24 protein-coding genes and 1 tRNA gene are annotated in these 23,235 nt (G+C 60.9%); 13 read left to right on the top strand and 12 right to left on the bottom strand.

Annotated elements, in window-relative coordinates:
- Positions 1-39 precede the first annotated feature (39 nt).
- The 4 genes from pyrC to ACSQ26_RS21340 form a co-directional block, all read right to left on the bottom strand.
- Complete coding sequence (gene pyrC, locus ACSQ26_RS21325) at positions 40-1,077, bottom strand: dihydroorotase (RefSeq protein WP_436012418.1); 1,038 nt, start codon at positions 1,075-1,077, stop codon at positions 40-42.
- 114 nt (positions 1,078-1,191) lie between these two features.
- Positions 1,192-1,968, bottom strand: a complete 777-nt coding sequence (locus ACSQ26_RS21330; protein ID WP_436012420.1) for an ATP-binding cassette domain-containing protein — start codon at positions 1,966-1,968, stop codon at positions 1,192-1,194.
- Entirely contained in the window at positions 1,968-3,026 is a 1,059-nt protein-coding gene (locus tag ACSQ26_RS21335) for an ABC transporter permease (RefSeq protein WP_436012422.1), read from the bottom strand. Before ACSQ26_RS21335 ends, ACSQ26_RS21330 begins: the two co-directional genes overlap by 1 nt.
- A gap of 115 nt (positions 3,027-3,141) precedes the next feature.
- Entirely contained in the window at positions 3,142-4,167 is a 1,026-nt protein-coding gene (locus ACSQ26_RS21340) for a sugar ABC transporter substrate-binding protein (RefSeq protein WP_436012424.1), read from the bottom strand.
- 227 nt (positions 4,168-4,394) lie between these two features.
- Between ACSQ26_RS21340 and ACSQ26_RS21345 the strand changes: the two genes are divergently transcribed.
- From ACSQ26_RS21345 to ACSQ26_RS21355, 3 genes are all read left to right on the top strand, one after another.
- Complete coding sequence (locus tag ACSQ26_RS21345) at positions 4,395-5,621, top strand: ROK family transcriptional regulator (protein WP_436012426.1); 1,227 nt, start codon at positions 4,395-4,397, stop codon at positions 5,619-5,621.
- The gene (locus ACSQ26_RS21350; protein ID WP_436012428.1) at positions 5,621-6,052 is read left to right on the top strand and encodes an RbsD/FucU family protein; all 432 of its coding nucleotides are present in this window, start codon (positions 5,621-5,623) and stop codon (positions 6,050-6,052) included. The genes ACSQ26_RS21345 and ACSQ26_RS21350 overlap by 1 nt, the downstream gene beginning before the upstream one ends.
- 326 nt (positions 6,053-6,378) lie before the next feature.
- Complete coding sequence (locus ACSQ26_RS21355) at positions 6,379-6,810, top strand: MarR family winged helix-turn-helix transcriptional regulator (protein ID WP_436015392.1); 432 nt, start codon at positions 6,379-6,381, stop codon at positions 6,808-6,810.
- Positions 6,811-6,825: 15 nt separating this feature from the next.
- On the opposite strand, the gene ACSQ26_RS21360 is transcribed toward ACSQ26_RS21355, so the two are convergent.
- Positions 6,826-8,043: an MFS transporter gene (locus tag ACSQ26_RS21360; RefSeq protein ID WP_436012430.1), complete on the bottom strand. Its 1,218-nt coding sequence runs from the start codon at positions 8,041-8,043 to the stop codon at positions 6,826-6,828.
- Between the two features lie 125 nt (positions 8,044-8,168).
- On the opposite strand from ACSQ26_RS21360, the gene ACSQ26_RS21365 reads away from it, so the two are divergent.
- Complete coding sequence (locus tag ACSQ26_RS21365; RefSeq protein WP_436012432.1) at positions 8,169-8,735, top strand: TetR/AcrR family transcriptional regulator C-terminal ligand-binding domain-containing protein; 567 nt, start codon at positions 8,169-8,171, stop codon at positions 8,733-8,735.
- Positions 8,736-9,448: 713 nt separating this feature from the next.
- On the opposite strand, the gene ACSQ26_RS21370 is transcribed toward ACSQ26_RS21365, so the two are convergent.
- A tRNA-Arg gene (locus ACSQ26_RS21370) sits at positions 9,449-9,525 on the bottom strand.
- Between the two features lie 135 nt (positions 9,526-9,660).
- Positions 9,661-11,055 (bottom strand): ATP-binding protein, encoded by a 1,395-nt coding sequence (locus tag ACSQ26_RS21375; protein ID WP_436015394.1) that lies wholly within the window; start codon positions 11,053-11,055, stop codon positions 9,661-9,663.
- A gap of 362 nt (positions 11,056-11,417) precedes the next feature.
- Between ACSQ26_RS21375 and rpmH the strand changes: the two genes are divergently transcribed.
- From rpmH to ACSQ26_RS21410, 7 genes are all read left to right on the top strand, one after another.
- The gene (gene rpmH, locus ACSQ26_RS21380; RefSeq protein ID WP_258159884.1) at positions 11,418-11,558 is read left to right on the top strand and encodes a 50S ribosomal protein L34; all 141 of its coding nucleotides are present in this window, start codon (positions 11,418-11,420) and stop codon (positions 11,556-11,558) included.
- A gap of 36 nt (positions 11,559-11,594) precedes the next feature.
- On the top strand, positions 11,595-11,969 hold the full coding sequence (rnpA, locus tag ACSQ26_RS21385) for a ribonuclease P protein component (protein WP_436015396.1): 375 nt from the start codon (positions 11,595-11,597) through the stop codon (positions 11,967-11,969).
- Complete coding sequence (gene yidC / locus ACSQ26_RS21390; protein WP_436012434.1) at positions 11,950-13,740, top strand: membrane protein insertase YidC; 1,791 nt, start codon at positions 11,950-11,952, stop codon at positions 13,738-13,740. Before rnpA ends, yidC begins: the two co-directional genes overlap by 20 nt.
- A gap of 133 nt (positions 13,741-13,873) precedes the next feature.
- Positions 13,874-14,851 (top strand): DMT family transporter, encoded by a 978-nt coding sequence (locus tag ACSQ26_RS21395; protein ID WP_436012436.1) that lies wholly within the window; start codon positions 13,874-13,876, stop codon positions 14,849-14,851.
- Positions 14,852-14,908: 57 nt separating this feature from the next.
- Positions 14,909-15,562 carry a ribosome biogenesis GTP-binding protein YihA/YsxC gene (gene yihA, locus ACSQ26_RS21400; RefSeq protein WP_436012438.1) on the top strand — a complete coding sequence of 218 codons (654 nt, stop codon included), beginning with the start codon at positions 14,909-14,911 and terminating at the stop codon, positions 15,560-15,562.
- Between the two features lie 13 nt (positions 15,563-15,575).
- On the top strand, positions 15,576-16,940 hold the full coding sequence (locus ACSQ26_RS21405; protein WP_436012440.1) for an amidase: 1,365 nt from the start codon (positions 15,576-15,578) through the stop codon (positions 16,938-16,940).
- A gap of 1 nt (position 16,941) precedes the next feature.
- Positions 16,942-17,385: an N-acetyltransferase family protein gene (locus ACSQ26_RS21410; RefSeq protein WP_436012442.1), complete on the top strand. Its 444-nt coding sequence runs from the start codon at positions 16,942-16,944 to the stop codon at positions 17,383-17,385.
- Between the two features lie 75 nt (positions 17,386-17,460).
- Here the strand turns inward: ACSQ26_RS21410 and ACSQ26_RS21415 are convergent, their stop codons facing one another.
- The 3 genes from ACSQ26_RS21415 to ACSQ26_RS21425 form a co-directional block, all read right to left on the bottom strand.
- Complete coding sequence (locus ACSQ26_RS21415; RefSeq protein ID WP_436012444.1) at positions 17,461-18,021, bottom strand: fasciclin domain-containing protein; 561 nt, start codon at positions 18,019-18,021, stop codon at positions 17,461-17,463.
- Between the two features lie 206 nt (positions 18,022-18,227).
- Positions 18,228-18,947: an anti-sigma factor gene (locus ACSQ26_RS21420; protein ID WP_436012446.1), complete on the bottom strand. Its 720-nt coding sequence runs from the start codon at positions 18,945-18,947 to the stop codon at positions 18,228-18,230.
- Positions 18,944-19,477, bottom strand: a complete 534-nt coding sequence (locus tag ACSQ26_RS21425) for a sigma-70 family RNA polymerase sigma factor (protein ID WP_436012448.1) — start codon at positions 19,475-19,477, stop codon at positions 18,944-18,946. The genes ACSQ26_RS21420 and ACSQ26_RS21425 overlap by 4 nt, the downstream gene beginning before the upstream one ends.
- Before the next feature lie 161 nt (positions 19,478-19,638).
- Between ACSQ26_RS21425 and argB the strand changes: the two genes are divergently transcribed.
- Both argB and ACSQ26_RS21435 read left to right on the top strand, forming a co-directional pair.
- On the top strand, positions 19,639-20,526 hold the full coding sequence (argB, locus tag ACSQ26_RS21430) for an acetylglutamate kinase (protein ID WP_436012450.1): 888 nt from the start codon (positions 19,639-19,641) through the stop codon (positions 20,524-20,526).
- Positions 20,527-20,580: 54 nt separating this feature from the next.
- On the top strand, positions 20,581-21,309 hold the full coding sequence (locus ACSQ26_RS21435) for a glycoside hydrolase family 16 protein (RefSeq protein ID WP_436012452.1): 729 nt from the start codon (positions 20,581-20,583) through the stop codon (positions 21,307-21,309).
- 14 nt (positions 21,310-21,323) lie between these two features.
- Here ACSQ26_RS21435 and ACSQ26_RS21440 read toward each other — a convergent pair whose 3' ends face one another.
- Together ACSQ26_RS21440 and ACSQ26_RS21445 are read right to left on the bottom strand one after the other, a co-directional pair.
- On the bottom strand, positions 21,324-21,599 hold the full coding sequence (locus tag ACSQ26_RS21440; RefSeq protein WP_436012454.1) for a hypothetical protein: 276 nt from the start codon (positions 21,597-21,599) through the stop codon (positions 21,324-21,326).
- Between the two features lie 96 nt (positions 21,600-21,695).
- Positions 21,696-23,198 (bottom strand): MFS transporter, encoded by a 1,503-nt coding sequence (locus ACSQ26_RS21445; protein ID WP_436012456.1) that lies wholly within the window; start codon positions 23,196-23,198, stop codon positions 21,696-21,698.
- Positions 23,199-23,235 lie beyond the last annotated feature (37 nt).

Raw genomic sequence — 23,235 nt, forward strand, 5'->3', positions numbered from 1 at the left:
TCGTTCGACACTGCGCTCATGAAGGTCGACTGTCCAGCGTCAGGTGACGTCCCAGTGCGACTTGAAGAGCGGATCGAACACTGTCACCGGCCCAGCGCCTGTCTCGATCCTCGGCGGGAATTCGACCGGCGTGTCGCGCTTGACCAAGGTCGTCCGCTCCTCGTTCGGCGCAAGCCGATACCATGCAGGGCCATTGAGCGACGCGAAGGCTTCGAGCTTGTCCAGCGCGCCTTCCTCTTCGAAGACGTGGGCGAGGCAGGACATGGTGTTGATCGACGTGAAGCAGCCGGCGCAGCCGCAGGCGCATTCCTTGAGCGGATCGACATGCGGAGCCGAATCCGTGCCGAGGAAGAATTTCGGATTGCCCGAGGTCGCGGCCTTGCGGAGCGCCTGGCGATGGTTCTCGCGCTTGGCGATCGGGAGGCAGTAATAATGCGGACGGATGCCGCCGACGAGGATATTGTTCCGGTTGATGATCAGGTGATGCGTGGTGATCGAACCGGCTAGGTTGGCTTTCGATGCGTTGATGTAGTCAATGCCGTCGGCGGTGGTCACGTGTTCCAGCGTGATGCGCAGTTCGGGCAGCCGCTTGCGCAGCGGATCGAGCACGGTCTCGATGAACACCGCCTCGCGATCGAAGATATCGACCTCAGGTGTCGTCACCTCGCCGTGAATGCAGAGCGGCAGGCCGATCTTCGCCATGCGTTCGAGCACCGGCATCGCGTTCTCGAAATTGCGAACACCCGAGTTCGAATTCGTGGTGGCACCTGCGGGATAGAGCTTCACGGCCGTGACCAAGCCGGATTTCGCACCTTCCTCGACGTCGTCGGGGTTCGTGCCTTCGGTCAGGTAGAGCGTCATCAGCGGCTGGAACCTGTCGCCCGCCGGCAGCGCCGCCATGATCCGTTCGCGATAGGCCTGGGCATCGGCGGTCGTCACAACGGGCGGCACGAGATTGGGCATGATGACCGCGCGCGCGAAATGGGCGGAGGTGTAGGGCAGCACGCCCTTCAGCATATCGCCATCGCGCAAGTGCAAATGCCAATCGTCAGGGCGGCGGATCGTGAGTGACGTCATCAAAGGCTCCTCTGAAGTCTGGGATGCCTTAACGCCTTGCTCGAAATAGCACAAGAAAAAGCCGGCGGACAATCAAGACCGCCGGCTCTTGTCATGCTCGAAACCGAAGCTTCGTCAGGCAGCCATCGCCTCGGCCGGCGGAGCCTTGGCGCCGGTCATGAAGGCGACCGCGTCCGACATCGTGTATTCCTTCGGGTTGATCACGCAGAGCCGCTTGCCCAGCCGGTGGATATGGATGCGGTCGGCGACTTCGAACACATGCGGCATGTTATGCGAGATCAGCACAATCGGCATGCCGCGCGATTTCACGTCGAGGATGAGTTCGAGCACCTTGCGCGACTCCTTGACGCCGAGCGCGGCCGTCGGCTCGTCGAGAATGATGACCTTCGAGCCGAATGCCGCGGCACGCGCCACGGCGACACCCTGGCGCTGGCCGCCCGAGAGCGTCTCCACCGCCTGGTGGATATTCTGAATCGTCATCAGCCCCAGTTCGCTGAGCTTGTCGCGGGCGATCTTCGCCATCTTGGGCCGGTCGAGCATCCGGAAGATAGAGCCGAGCGGACCCTCGCGGCGAATTTCGCGGCCGAGGAACATGTTGTCGGCGATCGACAGCGCCGGCGACAGTGCGAGATTCTGGTAGACCGTCTCGATGCCGGCAGCCCGGGCCTCCATGGGATTGGAGAAATGGACAACGTTGCCATCGATGCGGATCTCGCCTTCGTCAGGCCTGACGGCTCCTGAGATCACCTTGATCAGGGACGATTTGCCGGCGCCGTTGTCGCCAATCACGGCGAGGATTTCGCCGGGATAGAGATCGAAGTCGGAGCTGTCGAGCGCTGTGACGCGGCCATAGCGCTTGGTAACGCCGCGTGCGGTGAGAAGAGGTTCCATCAGCCTGCCACCTTTCTGATCCACTGGTCGATCGCGACCGCCGAGATGATAAGGACGCCGGTCAGGCCGACCTTCCATTGCGGGTCGGCGCCCAGCATGTTCAATCCCATCGACACGACGCCGACGATCATCGCCCCGATAAGCGTTCCGAGGATCGAGCCGCGCCCGCCGAACAGCGATATGCCGCCGATCACCGCTGCGGTGATGGCCTGAAGATTGTAGTCGGTGACCGCCCATGAAGGGGAGATCGAACCATTGCGGCCGATCGAGACCCAGGCGGCGAGCGCGGCGATCAGGCCGGCCAGTGTGTATGTGCCAAGCATCACGCGATCGACGCGAATACCCGAGAGTTTCGCGGCTTCCGGATCGTCGCCAACCGCATAAAGGTGGCGTCCCCAGGGGGTGTGATTGAGCGCGTACCAGAGCACCAGCACAAGGACCACCATGACGATGACGCCGAGCGTGAAGACAGCCGATCCGATCTTGAAACTCGTGCCGAACAGGCCGAGCAATGGCGCCGACGTTTCGATGTCGGCACGCCTGATCGTCTCATTGGCCGAATAGATGAAATTCGTCGCCATGATGATGTACCAGGTGCCCAGCGTCACGATGAAGGGCGGCAGCTTGACCTTGGCGACCAGAAAGCCGTTGAGCAGGCCGCAGAGCGCGCCGGTCAGCATGCCGATCGGAACCGACAGGATCGCGGGTATTCCGTAGGTCACCGCGCAATTGCCCATGACAACGGCCGACAGGACCATGATGACGCCGATCGACAGATCGATGCCGGCAATCAGGATGACGAGCGTCTGGCCAGCGCCGAGAATACCTACGACCGCGATCTGCTGCAGGATCAGCGTCAGCGTGCCGGCGGTGAAAAAGCGTTCACCCTTCAGAAAACCGAATACGACGATCGAAAGAATGAGAACGATGGCCGGGGTTGCCGCCGGCTTGGAATGCAGAAAATGCTGGATACGCTGGAGTGCCGATTGGCTTTCGAAACTGGCGACCGATGTGTCGCTCTGATCGAGAACCTTCTCGAATTCCTGAATGCTGGCCATGGTAGCCCTCCCAAGGGGTGATAAGCCGCTGCCCGGCTTATGCTGCCGGTCTTACGGTTTAAAGAGGGCGGCCGGAGCCGCCCTCGAGGTATAGTGTACCCGGATGGTCAGGCGATCAACCCCAGCACTTGTCGGTGCCGGTCTTGACGTCGATGGACTCTACGCCTGCAGCCGGCTTGTCGGTCACCAGTGCCACGCCGGTATCGAAGAAGTCCTTGCCTTCGGTCGGCTTGGGCTTTTCGCCGGTGTCGGCGAACTTCTTGATCGCTTCGATGCCGAGCGATGCCATCAGCAGCGGATACTGCTGCGACGTCGCGCCGATTACGCCTTCAGCGACCGACTTGACGCCCGGGCAACCGCCATCGACAGACACGATCAGGACGTCCTTTTCCTTGCCGACGGCCTTCAGCGCTTCATAGGCGCCGACAGCTGCAGGTTCGTTGATCGTGTGGATGACGTTGATATCGGGATCCTTCTGGAGGAGGTTTTCCATGGCGGTGCGGCCGCCTTCTTCGTTGCCGTTGGTCACGTCATGGCCGACGATGCGGGCATCGTCTTCGTCGCCGATCTTGTTCGGATCCTTCGGGTCAATGCCGAAGCCGATCATGAAGCCCTGGTCGCGCAGAACGTCGACGGTCGGCTGCGACGGGGTCAGGTCGAGGAAGCCGATCTTTGCATCCTTGGCCTTGTCGCCGAGCGTGGCGGCGGCCCAGGCGCCGATCAGCTTGCCGGCGAGCAGGTTGTCGGTGGCGAAGGTGGCGTCAGCGGCCGTTGCCGGATCGAGCGGGGTGTCGAGCGCGATCACGAGAAGGCCGGCGTCCTGTGCCTTCTTGACCTGGTCGACGATGGCCTTGGTATCGGAAGCAGCGATCAGGATACCCTTGGCGCCATCGGCGATGCAGGATTCGATTGCAGCGACCTGGCTGTCATGGTCGCCGTCGACCTTGCCGGCGTAGGACTTGAGGTCAACGCCGAGTTCCTTGGCCTTGGCCTCAGCGCCTTCCTTCATCTTGACGAAGAAGGGATTGGTGTCGGTCTTGGTGATCAGGCAGGCAGAGACGTCGGCCGCACTGGCAGAACCGCAGAAAGCAACGCCGAGCGCGAGCGCGCCGAGGGTTGCGGCAAGAACTGATTTTTTCATGAATTCCTCCCAAGGAATGATGTCTGGCAGCGGACAATTCCGCCGCCGGTTCCAGCGATCGCACCCATGCGGGTATCACGCTAAGCTCCTCCAGCCCGTGCGATCAGCCGGGATAAAATAAGCATCGAATGAAAATCATGTCAATAAATAAAGTGAATTGATTTATTTATTGGATGTGGCATGTTCGTGAGCCATTGACATACCAGTGCCCGGGAGGAGAAAGGGCAATGGCGATTACAGAGATGAATCCCGATGGCGTTTCCGGGGTGGTCGACCCGATGGGCGGCGCCAACCAAACCCGTGTCCGCGCCTATAACGAGCGGCTGGTGCTGTCGCTTGTCCGTCGGCATGGAAGCCTTTCCAAGGCCGAGATCGCCCGCAGGACGGGCCTTTCGGCACAGACCGTGTCGGTCATCATGCGCGCGCTGGAACAGGACGGCCTGTTGAAACGCGGCAATCCGCAGCGCGGCAAGGTGGGACAGCCCTCCATACCGATGAGCCTCAATCCGGATGGCGTGCTGTCGCTGGGCCTGAAGATCGGCCGCCGGAGCGCCGATCTGATCCTCATGGATTTCACCGGGAGGGTGCGGCGGCAAGTGCATGAGGCATATCGCTATCCGACGCCCGCAGGCATCGTGGCGTTCGTCGAAAAGGGGACAGCCACGATCCTTGAGGCAATCTCGGCGGATGACCGGCGGCGCATCGCGGGTCTCGGCGCGGCCCTGCCCTTCGAGCTCTGGAACTGGGTGGAGGAAATGGGGGCGCCGCGCGAAGACATGGATGCCTGGCGCAACGCCGACATTGCCGCGATGCTCAGTGAGCGGCTGCCCTTCCCGGTCTTCATCCAGAACGACGCCACGGCGGCGTGCGCGGCCGAACTCGCCTTCGGCCATGGCCCGCGCTTTGCGGACTTCGCCTATTTCTTCCTCGGTTCCTTCATCGGCGGCGGCGTGGTGCTCAACCATGCGCTCTATCCGGGACGGACAGGCAACGCCGGCGCCTTCGGCTCCATGCCGTTCAAGAGCCGCGACGGCGGACAGGACCAGTTGATCGACCATGCGTCCGTGGTGCTGCTGGAAAAGCTGCTGCTGGAGGCCGGCAAGGATCCGTCCTCGATCTGGTTGACGCCGGAGACCTGGGATGATTTCGGCGAAATCCCGGCCCGCTGGATCGAAATGACCGGCAAAGCGCTGGCCTTTGCGATCGCCACGGTCTGTTCCGTCATCGATTTCGAGGCGGTGATCATCGATGGTGGCTTTGCCGCGTCGGTCCGGGCGCAAGTGACCGAAGTCGCGCGGCGGGAACTCGGGAAACTCGACCTTCAGGGCATCGAACCGCCCATTGTCGAGGAAGGGCTCGTGGGCTCGGCGGCGCGCGCCATCGGGGCGGCGAGCCTGCCGCTCTTTTCCCGCTACCACATCGACCAGAGCGTTCTTTTCAAGGAGATGGCGTGATGCTGAAGGGGATCGATCCGGTGCTGAGCCCGGCACTGCTTTCGACATTGCGCTCGATGGGCCATGGCGACGAGATCGCGCTGGTCGATGGCAATTATCCCGGCGAGGAGCATGCGAGGCGCCTTGTCCGCGCCGATGGCCATGGCGTGATCCGTGTTCTCGACGCCGTGCTGTCGGTGATGCCTATCGACGACAGGGTTCCGCAGGCGATCTTCCGCGCCGTGGTTGCCGATCGTCCCGACCAGCCCGATCCGGTGCATGTCGAGATGATCGCGATCTGCCTGAAATGGGAGCCGGGACAGGATGTCGCACCCCTCGCCCCCGACCTCTTCTACGCTCGCGTCCGGGCGGCCCACACCATCGTACAGACCTCGGAATCCCGTCTTTACGGCAATATCATCCTTCGCAAGGGCGTGATCGAGCCATCGTGAATTCGACGAAACACGCCAACGCAAATCCATTACAGAATTGTAACCTTGCCGGCACTTGAACGAAGCTCATTCGGGGCACATATCAGCAATACTGGTGAACACGAATGTTCACCGAAAGGCTGGCACAAAGGCTCCGTCCCCCGCCTCGCCAGCTGTTAATGCGGACAAGGGCCCTCTTTCCCCCTCTCGGGCCCTTGTCCGCTTTCTCTCAGAAAACATCGCCGCCGCGTGTCCGATCGGGTCAACGCGGCTTTTTTCGGTGTATATTACCCCACGAAGATGATTTTTCTTGAGACTTGAGCAGAATCCCGCTCTATTCATCAGCCATGTCCCATAACCGCATGGATTCAGCAGCCTATCTTTCCGCTTTACTTGCGAAGGGCTTTTCCAAGTCGCTCGCGAGCCGCGCGTATTCCCTGGGCTTCCTGCCGGGACAGTTTCCCGTGCTGCTGGAACTCTGGAACGAAGACGGGCTGACGCAGCGGGAGTTGCTGGACCGGCTGGAGGTGGAGCAGGCGACGCTCGCCAACACGCTTGGGCGCATGGAGCGCGACGGCCTGATCGAGCGCAAGCAGCACCCGAAAGACCGACGCGCGACCTGCAATTTCCTCACGGCAAAGGGAAAGAGCATCGAAGGCCCCGCGATGGACGCGGCGCGCGAGGCTGATCAGGACCTGTTCAAGGGTTTCCGGCGCTTCGAGAAGGAATTGATGCTCGAATATATCCGCTGGGCCATAGCCAACGCCCGAAGCCTGTAGGCTCCGGGCTCTCAACTATGCTTCCGACAATGCCTTCTCTGGAAGCCGGGCCAAGATCAGGGAGATCGTGGCGAGCCCCATCACGGCGGCGCCGTAGAGGTAGGCCGAATAAGAGAGACCAAGAACGGGGGCGGCAAGACCCACGAGCACGGCAGGCAGGCTGAACGCCAGATAGCTCTGGACGAAGAAAGCCGCGAGCAGCCCGGCGCGCTCATCGGGCGCGGCAAGCGGAACGATCGTCCGCATTGCACCCGAAAAACAACCGCCGAAACCGATGCCGGTGATCATCGCGCCAGCGATCAGAACCGGCGAGAAGTGCATCCAGACGCCACCGAGCGTGACCGCAACGCCTGCGATCAGCGAAACTGTTCCGATCAACAGGACCTGCGCACCCGGACGATTGCGCATGATGAGGACGACAAATGTCGCGGTCAGGGTCAGCAGAGCGACGACAAGGCCGCCGACGAAGGGCGATGTCAGGCCGGTCGCGGCACGCACCAGCGACGGCATCAGCGAGAAGTAGAACCCGCCCAGCGCCCAGCCAGCAATATTGACCGGCGTGATACGCGCGAGGGTTCTTCGTGCGGCACGGGGCACGCGGACCTGCGGGACGATGGCGCCAAGAGCACCCGGCTTGCCGGAAGTGCTTTCGGGTATCAGAGGCAGGAGAAGCAGCAGTGCAGCCGAGATGGCGAACAGCAGCACATAGATGAGATGGGTCGGCAGCGGCAGCCAGGCGACGAAGGCGCCCGAGACGAGCGAGCCGAAGGTCAGGCCGATGAAGGCCGTCACGGAATTCAGGATCGGCGCGCGCGCCTTGTCATTGTCGAGGATCGCCGCGCCCATTGTGGTCATGGCCGCACCCGTGGCGAAGCCCTGGATCACCCGAGCGATAACCAGTTCGGTTGCCGAGCCCGCAAGGATGAAGATGATCATGGCGGCGGCATTGAGCAGAAGTGCGGTGAGGATCATCGGCTTGCGACCGATGTAGTCCGAAAGCCCGCCCACTGTCAGCAGCGAGATAAGCAGGCTGATGGCATAGGACGCGAAGATCACGGTCAGCATCAGGTGCGAGAGCCCGAGGCTTTCCTGGTAGAGATGATAGACCGGCGTGGGGGCGCTGCTCGACGCCGAGAACAGCGCGGCGGCGATGACGCCATAGAGCGTGATCATGCCGGTCGAGAGCCTGAAGCGACCACCCGAATTTGATGGTTTCGTGCTGGACATAAGCATGGCCAATCCTTAATGCTAAATCTTAGCGTTAAGCCCATATAAACCGGCAAACGCCTTAATGCAAATATTTTGCGTTAAGATCAAAATTATTCATAGGTCCCATTTATGAAAGTGCGGAGCAGGCGATGAATGTGCGGGAACGGATGCGTGTCGGCGGACGAAGCGCGCGCATCCAGTCGGAGGTCCACCGGGCCGTCAAGGAACTGCAGGCCCAGGCGAACCGGGATGAACTTACGGTGCCGATGATCGCCTCGCGCGCCGGCGTGCCGCCCTCGACGATCTACCGCCGTTGGGGGGATCTATCCGAACTACTCGCCGATGTCGCCGTCGAGCGCCTGCGCCCGGTGGCGGATCCAGACGATACCGGCTCGACCGACAGCGACCTGCAGGCCTTTGCCGAACAATATATGGAAGAATTCTCGTCGCCGGTCGGACGCACGCTACTACGCGACCTCTTCTCCAACAGCGCCAACGCACCTTATGCCGGGCAGAGCTGCAGCTATACCTACGATCATATACATCTGATTGCCGGGCGCGCGCTCGCGCGCGGCGAGAAGCCGCTCGACGTGGATACGTTCGTCGATCGTGTGATCGCCCCTATCATGTACCATATCCTGTTCGGCGCCCGAGAGGTCTCGATCGCCTATGTCCATGATCTGTTGCGCAAGGCAGGTCACGACGTTACGACCTGATTATCAGCCGGCATGTTTCGCTTCGCTGCCGATGCAGGGAAGCCATGCAAATGCGTCACTCCAGCACGGCATTATGAACACCAATATCTGCTGTGCAGGTAAGGTTCGCTTAGGGCAAATGACCTAAACGAACCGGCCTGTAACCTTTGGAACAGCGCGCACCGGCGTCGCATGCCATATGGCAGGCACGATAAAAAAATCACAGTGCCGATGCGTTTACCGAGGGTTAACCATGACCAAGCTTTTTGCCTATGTCTTGCTCGCAATTGTCACAGTTTCGACATGCGGTTCGATGATGACGGCAGGAACGACGAACGCGGCAGCTTGTGATTCTGCCAGAGCATGTGACTGAGGAATACCTATCATGAAAGCCATATATTTCCTGCTGTTTGCGATGGTCGCGACGAGTTTCGGCGCCTCCGCGTTCGAACTGTCGACCCGCGACAGCCAGGCCTGTGCTTACACGATGTCCTGCCGCTGATTGCCTGATCAAGCTTTCCGGAGCGTTGCTCCGGATCGAAGCCGGCCGGGCGTGAAATCGTCCCATACCGGAACAGGCATTCCACCCCCCGACCCCGCTGATAGCAATGCAAAATTGAAAGGCTCCGAGACAATCGGCGCCTTTTTTCATGCGACGCGCTTGCCTGCCAACTCAATAAATCGAGCAGGCCCATAAGCCGAGGCGGCGAGTGTTTGCTAGTCATTGGGGAAAATGGCGCACCCGGAACGATTCGAACGTCCGACCCTCAGATTCGTAGTCTGATGCTCTATCCAGCTGAGCTACGGGTGCGTGTCGCAGGACCCGGCGTTGCTTCCGGCTGCGAGGCGATCCACTAATTCGTTCGCCTCTGAAAAGCAAGCGATTTCGTGAAAATTTTTCGACGCCGGCACGGATAATTTCGAAATAGTCCTTTGCTTCAATACTTTAAGCGTTGGGAACACGGTCCGGTATCTCGAAGCGGAAGCGGGTGCCGCGCTCGTCCTTGTCCTCGAGCACGATCCAGCCGCGATGCGCCTCGATCAATTCCCGCGCGATGGCAAGACCGAGGCCAGTGCCGCCGGCGCGCACCGAACCGCGGAAGGCCGAGAAGAGATTCTCCTTCGCCTTCTGCGGCATGCCGGGGCCGGTGTCATCGATAGTGACCTGCACGCGGTCATCGCTGCGGCTTGCAGTCACGGTGATGGCTTTCTTCGCCCCCTCATCGGCTTCGAGCGCCTGGAGCGAATTGCGGCAGAGATTATAGAGCACGCGGAAGAGCTGCTCGGGGTCGGCGTCGATCTCGAGATCGCGCGGCATGTCGATGGCGAAGGAAATGTCTGTACCGGCGCTCAGGCCGAGGATCTCGCCCGTATCCTCGACAAGCGGCAGAAGCGCGATGCGGCCGCGCCGGGGGGCGGTCTCACTTGCGCGGCCGTAGGACAGGACTTCCGAGGAATAGCCGATGGCGCGGCCGAGCGTGCGCACAAGCTTCGACGACAGTCCCTTGGCGACCGGGTCGTCGGCATCGGCGAGGCGGTCGGACATCAGCTGCGCCGAGGACAGGATATTGCGCATGTCGTGGTTGATCTTGGATACCGCGAGGCCGAGATCGGCGAGGTTCTTCTGCTGCCTGATGGTCTTCTGCAGGTCGCCCTGCATCGATGCAAGGTGACGCGCGGCCAACGCCAGTTCGTCGTCACCCTTCGGCGGCTGCACGATTGCGCCGGGGTTCGAAGGGTCCTCGGCAAAGGCCTGCATGCTCGATGTCATCCGTGCGATCGGGCGGATGAGAGTGCGGTTGATGACGAGGAAGATCATCGAGGCGGTGATGAAGGAGATGATCACCGTGAAGAGCAGGATTTCCTTGGTATAGGTCAGCATCGCCTTCCTGAGCGCCTTGTCACCCATGACCAGTTCGATATCCATGCCGCTCTCCCCGATCGGTCCGCGCACGGAAAACACCTGGTCGCCGCCGAACAGCAGCGTGGCAAAGGCATCGCGCGCATCGGTGAGGAAATCGCTATCGGAGAGATCGTAGCGGGCGTTCACCCTTGGCGGCATGTCGGAGACCACGATCATCCGCGTGATATCGGCCTTGTGCAGCGCGATAGCCTTGGTGCCGGTCGCCATCAGCGTATCGTCCTGCAGCGGGCGTGGCAGTTCGACATCGGGAAGGCCGTCGACCACGATCGCCGCGGCGGCGGCGGTATTCAGCCGGTCGCGCAGCCAGGACAGCCGCATGTCGGTGACTGAAGGCACGAAGATCAGGATCTCGGCGAGAACGACGAAGATCACCGTGAACGCCAGCAACTTGGTGGAGAGCCTGGATGTCACGGGTATGCGATCACCCTCCGCGGGCGATTGAGCTGCTACCGTTTTGACCGCCTTGTCCACGTCAAACTCCGCAATGTCCGGCTATCCGGGATATAAGTCCAGACGCCGGTTTCCTCCTAACATAGGAAGCACCGGGAAAAACCAGCAATTTTCCGAGTATTTTCTATTACGTTCGGCCGATACAGACGGTTCACCTTCCCCATTCAGCGACATCAAAAGGCTGAATTTCACGGCACTTGTTGACTTTGAGGGCCGCTTTCCGTAAGAGACCGCCACGTTCGGAAGGCCAGTCCCCAGGGACAAAAGTCCGGGCGAAATCAAAAAACGCTAAAATTCAAGAAGGGCCGCACTCCGCGGTAATTAAATAAATGGCTACAAAGCGTACCTATCAACCGTCGAAGCTTGTCCGCAAGCGCCGCCACGGTTTCCGCGCACGTCTCGGCACCAAGGGTGGCCGCAAGGTTCTTGCAGCACGCCGCAACCGTGGCCGCAAGCGTCTCAGCGCTTGACGCTGTCGGACCTTGTCGGAAAATCCGAAAAACGAAATGAACCCCGGTCGGCTGAAAAGCCGGCCGGAGTTTTTGCGTATGAGGAGCGGTGAAAGGCGGCGTGGTCCGTATTTCATTCTCGAAGTCCTCGACCGCAAGGCGCCGGCAGAAGCGCCGCGCACCGGCTTCACGGTCACCAAGAAGCAGGGCAATTCTCCCGAGCGCAACCGCATTCGCCGCAGGCTGAAAGAGGCCGTTCGGCTCTCCGGCCGGTTTGAAATGCTGCCGGGCCATGACTATGTGTTCGTCGGCCACCGCGATGTGCTCGACGTATCATTTGCCGAATTGACAAAGGCGCTCGTTACGCGCATTTCCAGCCGGCACCAAACAAAGAGCCGGGCACCGGGAAAGAATGATGCAACAAAACCGTAATTATTATCTGGCGATCGTTCTCTCCGTGCTGATCGTTTTCGTCTGGCAGTTCTTCTATATGGGCCCGAAAATGGAGGCCCAGCGGCAGATCGAAGAAGCCCATCAGGCCGAACTCGCCAAGCAGAAGAAGACCGAGCAGGTCACCAAGCCGGTGGTTCTCGATGCAGCCGGCCAGCCGGTTCCCGGCACCGAGGGCGCGAATGTGACGGTGGTCACCCGCGACCAGGCCCTGGCACAGTCCCAGCGCGTCGTCATCGATACGCCGAAGCTTTCGGGCACGATCAACTTGACCGGCGCGCGTCTCGACGACCTGAAGCTCAAGAATTATCACGAGACAGTCGACAAGAGCAGCCCGCTCATCACCCTGCTCAATCCCGGCAACACCAAGGACGGCTATTTCGTCGAACTCGGTTATACCGGTGCGCTGAATGCCGGCCTTCCCTCGTTGTCCACCAAATGGACGGTCGATGGCAACAGCAAGCTTACGCCGGAAACCCCGGTAAAGCTGACCTACAAGACACCTGCCGGCCTTGAATTCACCCGCCAGATTTCAGTCGACAACGAATATATGTTCCAGGTCGCCGACACGGTGAAGAACACCAGCGGTGCGGATGTCCCGCTGACGCCGTATGGCCGGATTGTTCGCTACACCATGCCTGAGGTTGCCGCGGGCTATGTGCTGCACGAGGGCTACGTCGGCGTTCTCAACGGCACGCTTCAAGAGTCCGATTTCGATCGCGAAATGGCGCCGGTCAAGCATCCCGATATCACCGACGGCTGGTTCGGCATTACCGACAAATACTGGGCTGCGGCGATCATACCGCCCAAGGGCGTGACATTCGAGTCATCTTTCAACCATACCTCGACCGGTCAGCAACTGTTCCAGGCGGACTACCGGGAAGCGAGCGGGGCGCTCAAGGCCGGTGAAAGCAAGACCTTCGACACCCGCGTCTTTGCCGGCGCCAAGGAAGTCGATGTGGTCGATTCCTATGACGAACAGGGCCAAATCACCGATTTCTACAAGCTGATCGACTGGGGCTGGTTCGAGATCATCACCCGGCCGATGTTCAAGCTGATGGACTGGCTCTACAAGTATTTCGGCAATTTCGGCCTCGCCATCCTCGGCACGACCGTCATCGTCAAGCTGCTCTTCTTCCCGATCGCCAACCGGCAATATGCGTCGATGGCCAAGATGAAGATGCTGCAGCCGAAGATGGAAGAGCTGAAGGCCAAGCTCGGCGACGACAAGATGGCGCTGCAGACGGCCATGATGGGCCTCTACAAGGAAGAGAAGGTCAATCCGCTTGCCGGCTGCTGGCCGGTTCTGCTGCAGATTCCAGTGTTCTTCGCGCTCTACAAGGTCATCTTCATTACCATCGAAATGCGCCACGCGCCGTTCTATGGCTGGATCCATGACCTGTCGGCGCCCGATCCGACCACGCTGTTCAATCTGTTCGGCCTGATCCCCTGGACGCCGCCGCATGCGCTGATGCTGGGCGTCTGGCCGATCATCATGGGCATCACGATGTTCGTGCAGATGCGCATGAACCCGACGCCGCCCGATCCGACCCAGGCGATGATCTTCAACTGGATGCCGCTGATCTTCACCTTCATGCTGGCGGCCTTCCCGGCTGGTCTCGTGATCTACTGGGCCTGGAACAACACGCTCTCGGTTCTCCAGCAGGGCATCATCATGAAGCGCAACGGCGCCAAGATCGAGCTGTTCGACAATCTGCTGCGCCTGTTCCGGCGAAAACCATCATCGGCGTGAATGTGACTTGATATTATTTCATGGATCGCCGATGTCGCTTTTGACGTCTGGATGCGACATGAGAAATGTCTAAATAGGCTATCCGGAAAAGGCCCTCTCGGGGCCTTTTCTTATGTCAGAGGTTGACGCTCCCATGGACAAGACAGTCGCGGTCGGTGCCGCATCGCAGGAGAAGATCGGCGCGACGCTCGTCTTCCTCTCCGCCCTGTTCTGGAGCTTCGGCGGCGCCATCGCTCGCTTCCTCACGATCGAGGACAGCTGGACGATCGTCTTCTACCGTGCGCTCTTTGCCGGCCTCTTCCTCTGCGGCTTCCTGCTGGTCCGCGATGGTCCGCGGGAGACGCTCCGGCTCTATCGGAATATGGGCATTCCGGGGCTGCTGGTGGGTATCGGCTTCGCCACCGCCTCGACCTGCTTCATCATCGCGATCAGCTATACGACCGTCGCCAATGTGGTCCTCATTCAGGCGGGGGTGCCGCTGTTTGCGGCGCTGATGGCCTGGATCATCTATCGCGAGAGCATTTCCTTCACCACTTGGATCGCCATCGTCGCCGTGGTTATCGGCGTCGCGATCATGGTCATGGGCGGGCCGTTCATCGCGCAGGCGGACGACATGCTCGGCTTTGGTCTCATAGATAACGCGACGATGACCGCGACCAATCTCGGTATCGACATGCGATACGCCTGGTTCGGCAACCTGCTGGCGCTGACCATTGCGATCGTCTTTGCCATGGTGACGGTGGTAACCCGCCGGTTCAAGAACGTCCGCCAGACACCGGGCGCCAGCATCGGCTGTTTCGCCGCGGCACTCGTGGCATCCACGCAGGCCGGATCGCTTCAGGTCACCGGCGGCGAACTCGCCATCCTCATGGCATTCGGCGCTCTCAACCTCGGGCTCGGAATGGCGTTCTTCGTGACGGGTGCGCGTATGATACCGGCTGCGTTTGCAGCCTTGCTCGGCACGGCCGAGACGATGCTGAGCCCGCTCTGGGTGGCGATCTTCCATGACGAAGTGCCTGGCATCGAAACCATCATCGGCGGCACCATTCTGCTTGCCGCCCTTCTCGGCTACCTGCTCTCAGCGCTGAGGAAGCCCGAAGCGCAGGCTTGACAATCGGGTATAAAACCCGGAAGTCGCGAAGTCCTGTCAGCAAATGCGAGCCCTCTCATGGCCAATCTCCAACCCGACCTTGACGTGAAGGTGTTCTCCCGTCCCTGGATCTTCATCCGCGGCGTGCCGGCGATGAAGTTCCTGCCGCCCGAAGGACCGGCCGAAATCGCCTTTGCCGGCCGGTCGAATGTCGGCAAGTCTTCGCTGATCAATGCGCTTGTCGGCCAGAACGGCCTGGCGCGGACGTCCAACACGCCGGGGCGGACCCAGGAGCTCAACTATTTCGTGCCGGACGGTTATTCCGGCGGTGCCGACGACATGCCGCCCTGCGCGCTGGTCGACATGCCGGGCTACGGCTATGCTGAAGCGCCGAAGGAGCAGGTCGACAACTGGACCAGGTTGGTCTTCGATTATCTGCGTGGACGCTCGACGCTGAAGCGCGTCTATGTGCTGATCGACAGCCGGCACGGCATCAAGAAGAATGACGACGAGGTGCTCGACCTTCTCGACAAGGCAGCGATCTCCTATCAGGTCGTGCTGACCAAGTCCGACAAGATCAAGCCGCCGGCGTTGGAAAAGCTGAAGGCGGAGACCTCGACCAAGATCGCCAAGCATCCGGCCGCCTATCCCTTCATCCTCGCGACCTCGTCGGAGAAATCCGAAGGGATCGACACGTTGCGCGCGGCGATCATCGAGGTTCTGAACCTTTAGCGAAGAGGCCAGCATGACGTCAGGCAATCCCGGCAAGTCCATCGCCCAGCTCTCCGTTCTGATCCAGTCCGAGGCGCTCGATCCGGTCGCGCTGGCCGAGGAGACGCTAGACGGCATCAGGAGCTATAAAGACCAGTCGGTCTTCATCAGCCTGACGCCGGAGCGCGCAATGAGCGAGGCCCGCGCGTCTTCGGCCCGCGTCAGGACCGGCCGGTCGCTCGGCATGCTCGACGGTATCCCGGTCGGCTGGAAGGATCTGTTCGATCTGGAAGGCCTGCCGAACACGGCGGGTTCGGTCGTGCTGAGGGATGCGCCTGCTGCCACCAAGGATGCGACCGTCGTCACAGCGCTGAAGCAGGCGGGCATGATCACCATCGGCCGTACGAATATGAACGAATTCGCTTTTTCCGGTCTCGGCATCAATCCGCATTACGGAACGCCCGAGAACCCGCATTCGACGGATGTCCCCCGCTTGCCGGGCGGTTCGTCCTCGGGCGCGGGCGTCTCCGTTGCGGCAGGCCTCGTGCCGGTCGCCATGGGCACGGATACCGGCGGCTCCATCCGCATCCCCGCCGCATTCAACGGTGTTGTCGGATACAAGGCGACGCGCGGTCGCTATTCGATGGAGGGCGTGTTTCCGCTTGCCAAGAGCCTCGACGCGCTGGGGCCACTCTGCCGCACCGTACAGGATGCCGTCTGGATCGATGCCGCCATGCTCGGGTTGGCCGTGCCGTCGGTGCGGCGCGAAACGGTTGAGGGGCTCTCCATGGTGGTCCCGGAGACGGTCTTTTTCGACGAGATCGAGCCGGAAGTGGCTGCCGCCTTCGAGGCCGCGCTCGTGAGGCTCGACGCGGCCGGCGCGAAGATCCGCCGCCAGCCGTTTCCGCTCTTCGCACGACTGTTCGACCTGATGGCAAAGCTTGGACCGCTTGTGAGCGCGGAGGCTTTTGCGGTCCACCGCGATCGGTTGAATTCGCCCGACGCGGAGCGGATGGACCGGCGCGTTGTCATGCGCTCGCGGCTGGGCGAGAAGACGTCGATGGCCGACTATGTTGCGATCCTCAACGCGCGCGAGGCGATGATCGCGGAGCTTGCGACAATTGTTGCGCCGGACGAGGTGCTCGTCTCACCGACACTGCCGCATGTGGCGCCGCCGATCGCGCCGCTGGTGGAGAGCGACGACCTATTCGTCGAGATGAATGGCAAGACGCTGCGCAACACCCTTATCGGCAACTTCTTCGACTGGTGCGGCGTTTCCATCCCGTGTGGCACCGGCGCTGCCGGCATGCCGGTGGGGCTGCTGCTCTCCGGCCTGCCGAATACGGACGAACACCTGCTTGGCGTGGCGGTTGCCGCCGAAGAGATCGTGAGAGGCTGACATGGCGAACTATTTGATCATTACCGACGTCGTGCCGCACCATGCCGATTGGAACGTGCTCTACACGGCCTATGCCGAATATTACAAGGTCGAGCAGAACCAGGAAATGCGCGATCGCACCTGGGGCTGGATCATGGAAGGCCGGATCATCTGCCTGATGGCGCTCAACGAGGAAGGACGGCCGGTCGGTTTCGCCCATATCCGCGAATTCCTCAGGCCGCTTTCGGCGACTGTCGCCGGCTATCTCGACGATCTCTTCGTCGATCCGAGCCAGCGCGGCGGTGGCACGGTGGACCAGCTGTTTTCGGCTGCCACGGCGCTCGGGCGCGATCGGAACTGGTCGGTGATCCGCTGGATCACGCGTGACGACAATTACCGCGCCCGCTCGGTCTATGACCGGATCGCCACGCGGACAAACTGGATCACCTACGATCTGGCTCCTTGAGACGCTGTTCAAACGAAAGCCGCCCCGGCAAGGGTTCTTTGCCGGGGCGGTCTCACTACAGCCGAAACAAGCAGATCAGCCCTTCGGCAGCAGCACCTTGTCGATCACGTGGATCACGCCGTTCGACTGCTTGACGTCGGCGATGGTCACGGTCGCGACATCACCCATTTCGTCCTTGATCATGATCTTCTTGCCCTTGCGCATGGCAGTCAGCTCGCATCCGCCGACGGTCTTGATCTTGTGCATGCCGCCGTCGTCCTTGATCATCTTCTTGATGGCCTTGGACATGGCGTCTGCCGCCACGACATGGCAGGTCAGCACCTTGACCAGCATCGCCTTGTTTTCCGGCTTCAACAGGGTGTCGACGGTGCCCTTCGGCAGTTCGGCGAAGGCTGCGTTTGTCGGCGCGAAAACCGTGAACGGGCCCTTCCCTGTCAGCGTATCGACCAGCCCGGCGGCCTTGACGGCAGCGACCAGCGTAGTGTGATCCTTCGAATTGACGGCATTTTCGACGATGTTCTTGGTGGCGTACATCGGCGCGCCGCCGACATCAGGATTCATCGTGGCGTTGGCAAGCATGGCGGAGCCGGCCAGAACGGAGACGATGGCGAGATTGCGAAGCGAGGTCCTGAGCATGTTCGAATTTCCTTCCCAGTTTTCAAGTTGCATCGCCGGCCAGGGGCTCAGCGTTCCCCGTCTTGCCGGAGATGCTCTGATTTACGGGCGGCCCGGAAATTAAGTTTCAGGCCTGCCGGCGATTTGTTCCGGGAAAACACAAGGCATTGTTCAAAACAAAATGCCGCCCAAAGGCGGCATTGATTGAAGGCAGGAAAGGTTTTCGCTCAGAGGAAACGGGTCGTGCCCTGAGCGACGATCGGTCCTGTCGGAGCCCCACCGGGCGCGCCGCCATAGGGCTCGATGCTGATGGCGATCGTCTTGCCCTCCGTGAAGCTCTTGCGCATCTCGTTGGTCACGATGATCTCGCCATTGCCATTGTCGGGCAGGATGCCTAGCGATTGCGGCGGCTTGCCTTCGTCGATGAGCCACACTTCGAGCGATTGCGGTTCGTTCTGCTTGAGTGCCGCCGGCACAACGCTCAGCCGGCCGGAATCGAAATCGAACGTGGCGACGAGATTGATCGGTGAATTCTGACCGCTCAATTCCGCGACGAGCGGCTTCCCTCTTGTGCCGGGCAGGAAGGTGGCGCCTTCGAAATAGATGACGCCCGCGGCGATCGCCAGCGAAGCGACTGTCAGGCCGCGCCACACCATCACGGAGCCCCAGATGCCCTCGAGCAGACCAGGCGCCCTTACCTCTCCAGTGCCGAAAATCCGGCGCTCGATCCTGTTATAGAGATCGGCGGGCGGGCGGATATCCTCGTAGTCTTCGTTGAAACCGGACAGGTTGTTCTGCCAACGGCGCACCTGCTGGGCAAAACGGCGATCGACCGCCATGCGGGCCTCGACCTTGCGGCGGTCTTCGGCCGAGAGGACACCGAGCACATATTCGCCGGAGATGATCTCGTCCCGGCTGCGATCCCATTCTTCAGGTCTCTCGCTCATTGCTCCAGACACTCTCTCAGTTTCATCAGGCTCCGCCGCAACCAGGTCCGCATCGTGTTCAGCGGTACCTTATAGAAATCTGCGAGTTCCTGGTAGCTCAAACCTTCCACATAGGCGCGTCGGACAGCTTCAGCCTTATCAGATTCGAGCGTTTTCATGCATCTGTCAATGCGCTGGCCTTCACTTGTGTTTATGGCGTTCTCCTCCGGGCCGGCGCTGTCCGATGCCAGATCGAAGGCCTCATCGATCTGGGATGCCTCGGGCTTCCGCGCCCTGATCAGGTCGATGGCGTGATTGCGTGCGATCGCCGCCAGCCAGGTCATCGGGCTGCCTTGTTCAGGCTGGTAGCGCTCGGCTCTCCGCCACACGTTGATATAGATCTCCTGCAAAGCCTCCTCGGCATCACCTTTGTCCCTCAAGATACGGAAAGCGATGGCAAAAAGTTTCGCCGACGTAAGAGCATAGAGGCGCGCGAAGGCGGAGCGGTCGCGAAGCACCACGCGTCCCAGCAAAGTAGCCAACTCGTCCATAAGGCGTTCGTCCCTTGGGTCATTCGTATTCGCCCGCCCGAGGGCCAGGCATGACTCGATGCCGGAAATACGTCGAATTCCCTCGGGCGGATCATTCCATGTGACAAAAACATCGGTTAAAGAGGCTCACGAATTTGCCAATCCCCTAGTTCGAGGCCTCAATGTCCCAGTCCGAAAGCGAAATCCAGGCACGCCTTCTCGTCCAGGCCCTGCCCTTCATGCAGCGCTACGAGAACAAGACGATCGTGGTGAAATATGGCGGCCATGCCATGGGCAACCCCGAACTGGGCAAGGCATTCGCCAGCGATATCGCACTGCTCAAGCAATCCGGCGTCAACCCGATCGTCGTCCATGGCGGCGGCCCGCAGATCGGCGCCATGCTGGCCAAGCTCGGCATCGAATCCCGCTTCGAGAACGGCTTGCGCGTCACCGACCAGAAGACGGTGGAAGTGGTCGAGATGGTGCTTGCCGGTTCGATCAACAAGGAAATCGTCGCGCTGATCAACCAGACCGGTGAATGGGCGATCGGCCTCTGCGGCAAGGACGGCAACATGGTCTTCGCCGAAAAGGCGAAGAAGACCGTCGTCGATCCGGATTCCAATATCGAGCGGGTGCTCGATCTCGGCTTCGTCGGCGAGGTCGTGGAAGTCGATCGCACGCTTCTCGACCTGCTTGCCCGCTCCGAGATGATCCCGGTCATTGCGCCAGTGGCGCCGGGCCGCGACGGCCATACCTACAATATCAATGCCGATACGTTCGCCGGTGCCATTGCCGGGGCGCTCAATGCCACGCGCCTGCTGTTCCTCACCGACGTGCCCGGCGTGCTCGATAGACAAGGCGAACTGATCAAGGAACTGTCGGTTTCGCAGGCCCGTGCGCTGATCAAGGACGGCACGATTTCAGGCGGCATGATCCCGAAGGTCGAGACATGCATCGAGGCGATCCAGGGCGGCGTCGAAGGCGTGGTCATCCTCAACGGCAAGACGGCACATTCGGTGCTGCTCGAACTGTTCACCGAAGTGGGTGCCGGCACGCTGATCGTTCCCTGATCAGCCTCGTTTCAGCCAGCGGGATTATCAGCAAATATCCCGCTGGAGTGAACCATGGTCCTTCGCCTGCTCGTCGCTTTCCTGCTGTCGCTATCGGTCGCCGCTGTGGCAGATGCCAGCCAGCTTCGTTTCTCCGGCTACGATTTCACGGTCAAGCAAGGCAAGGGCATGGGGCCAGGCCCGAACGACTGGGCGGCGTCACAGGCCTTCGTGGATACCAGGGGCCGACTACATCTTCGCTTCTCGAAGAAGAACGGCAAATGGCTGGCGGGCGAAGTGCAATCGGTGAGCCGGCTCGGCTTCGGAACATACGAGATAGAATTCGAAGGCGATATCAGCGGGCAGGACAAGAATGTCGTGTTCGGCTTCTTCAATTATCCGACCGCGGATATTGGGCCGGACGCGACGCACGAGATCGACATCGAATTCGCGCGCTGGGGCATCCATAACTACAAGCCGCTGAACTACACGGTCTGGCCCGCGAAGACGGGCATCAAGAACGCGCACAAAGTCTTCAGCTTCCGGACCGGGCACGGCCGGAGCCTGCACCGTTTCACCTGGACACGGCAAAGCGTCACTTACGAATCCAAGGAGATCGAGGACGACGAAAGCTTCGGCCGTGAGACCTATTGGGCCTTCACGCCCTCCAATTACGAAGACCGCATCAGCGCCAGTCCGATGCCGATCTATTTCAATCTCTGGGGCTTTCGCGGCAAGGCACCGAGCAACGACCGGCCGGTCGAGGTCATCATCAACCGCTTCACCTTCACGCCGGCGGAGTGACCACCGGTGTGGGTTCAATCGGCGGGCCGCGATGGGGCGGCAGTCTGCTTTTGCATGCGCTCGAACGCGTCTATCATCATGTGGCACTTGTCGCTGCCGTAGACAATATCCTCGCGCTTCAGATGCACGGTGATCTCGACATCGTTCCATTTGCCATTGTGCTGCTTGGCGAAGGCCACGGCGTCGGGCAGGGAATTGAACTCGGCAGACATCGTCTCTGCTGACCAGACCTGCACGGAACAGGGCGTTTCGCCGTAGCTCGACAGGGTTTTCGCGGGATCGAAGGCCATTTCATGCTCCTTATGTGTTTTGGGCACACAGCAGACAATCGGGACTAACGCAAGCGGTAAAAGGCCGGGCCCGGCGAGCCGTGCCCAGGATTAACTCTACTCTGTCACCGGTTGCGCCTGATGGTGCCCCGGCCGCGCCGCATGCATCGGCGGTATCTTCAAGAAAAGCGTCGATAGCGCCACCAGTACATAGCAGGCGATGTTGTAGATGACCGCCACCTCGAACGAGGCCTTGAAGGCTTCGTGCTGGGTGAGGCCACCCGCCATGTGTCCCGCCAGCAGCGAGAAGAATATCTGCGAGATGATCGCCACGCCGAAAGCGCCGCCGACCTGCTGGAACGACTGCAATGTGCCCGAACCGGACCCGGCGTCGCGCGGCGGAACGCCGGCAAGTGCCGTCTGGAAGAGCGGCGAGATGGTGATGCCGGTTCCCAACCCGCCGAGCAGCAGCGGCAGGATGAAATCAGTGCTGACGAGCTGATCACCGACACCCGCGACGACATGGCGGAGCAGAAGCATGGCCGCCACGAGCAGTCCCGCACCGAAGACGATGCGCAGCTTCGGCGATTTGCCGCCGAGCCGGCCGGTGACGACCGATGCGACCAGAACGCCAATGGGGAAAGGAATGGTGGTCAGGCCGGAATGAAGCGCATCGAGCTGGTAGCCGGATTGCAGGAACAGTGCCAGGATCAGGAAGAAACCGGGCATCGCCGAGAAGAACACGGTCAGGCCGAGTCCGGCGAAGACGAAATTGCGGTTCTTCATCAGGCTGAGCGGAATGAGCTCGGCCGCACCCCTGGCATTCTGGCGGCGCTCCCACCAGCCGAACAGGATGGCGACGGGAATGAACACCGCCATCATGACGAAGCACCAGGCGGGCCAACCGAAGCCGCGGCCTTCGATCAATGGGAAGATCAAGCAGAAGGTCGCCACTGCTGCCAGCGCGATGCCGACCCAATCGTTTCTGAGATCAGGATTGCCCTTGACGTCAGGAATGAGCGTGCGGGCCGCGATGACGCAGGCAATGCCGATCGGAACGTTGATCAGGAAGATCGGGCGCCAGTCGAGACCCATGACGTCGGCATGGATGAGCAAGCCGCCGGTCACAGGTCCCGCGACCGAGGCGAGGCCGGCCGTCAGGCCGAACAGCGAGAAGGCGACCGCGCGCTCCCTGGGCGGGAACATGATCTGCGCAATTGCCAGCACCTGCGGCATCATCACCGCACCGGCAATACCCTGGATGACGCGGGCCGCAATCAGCATTTCGACATTGACCGCCATGCCGCAGAGCAGCGAGGCGATGGAGAAGCTCGCCACGCCGATCAGGAAAATCTTCTTCTTGCCGATGATGTCGCCATAGCGGCCGAACGGCAGTAGGCCGAGCGCAAAGGCGAGGATGAAACCCGCCACGACCCATTCGATACCGCTTTCGGAGACACCGAGGCTCTTCTGCATGCTGGGCAGCGCGACATTGACGATGGTGATGTCGATCATGTTCATGAAGCTCGCCATCAGCAGCACTGACATGGCGATCCATCGGCGTTCGAAGGCGTGGGTTTCGGCTTGTGCCATTTGAGGCTGTGTGTCGGCGTCAGACATCTTGATCTGCCTTTGCATATTCTGAAACGGAAGAACT

This window comes from Rhizobium sp. LjRoot254 (assembly GCF_964254105.1).
Lineage (GTDB): Bacteria > Pseudomonadota > Alphaproteobacteria > Rhizobiales > Rhizobiaceae > Rhizobium_E.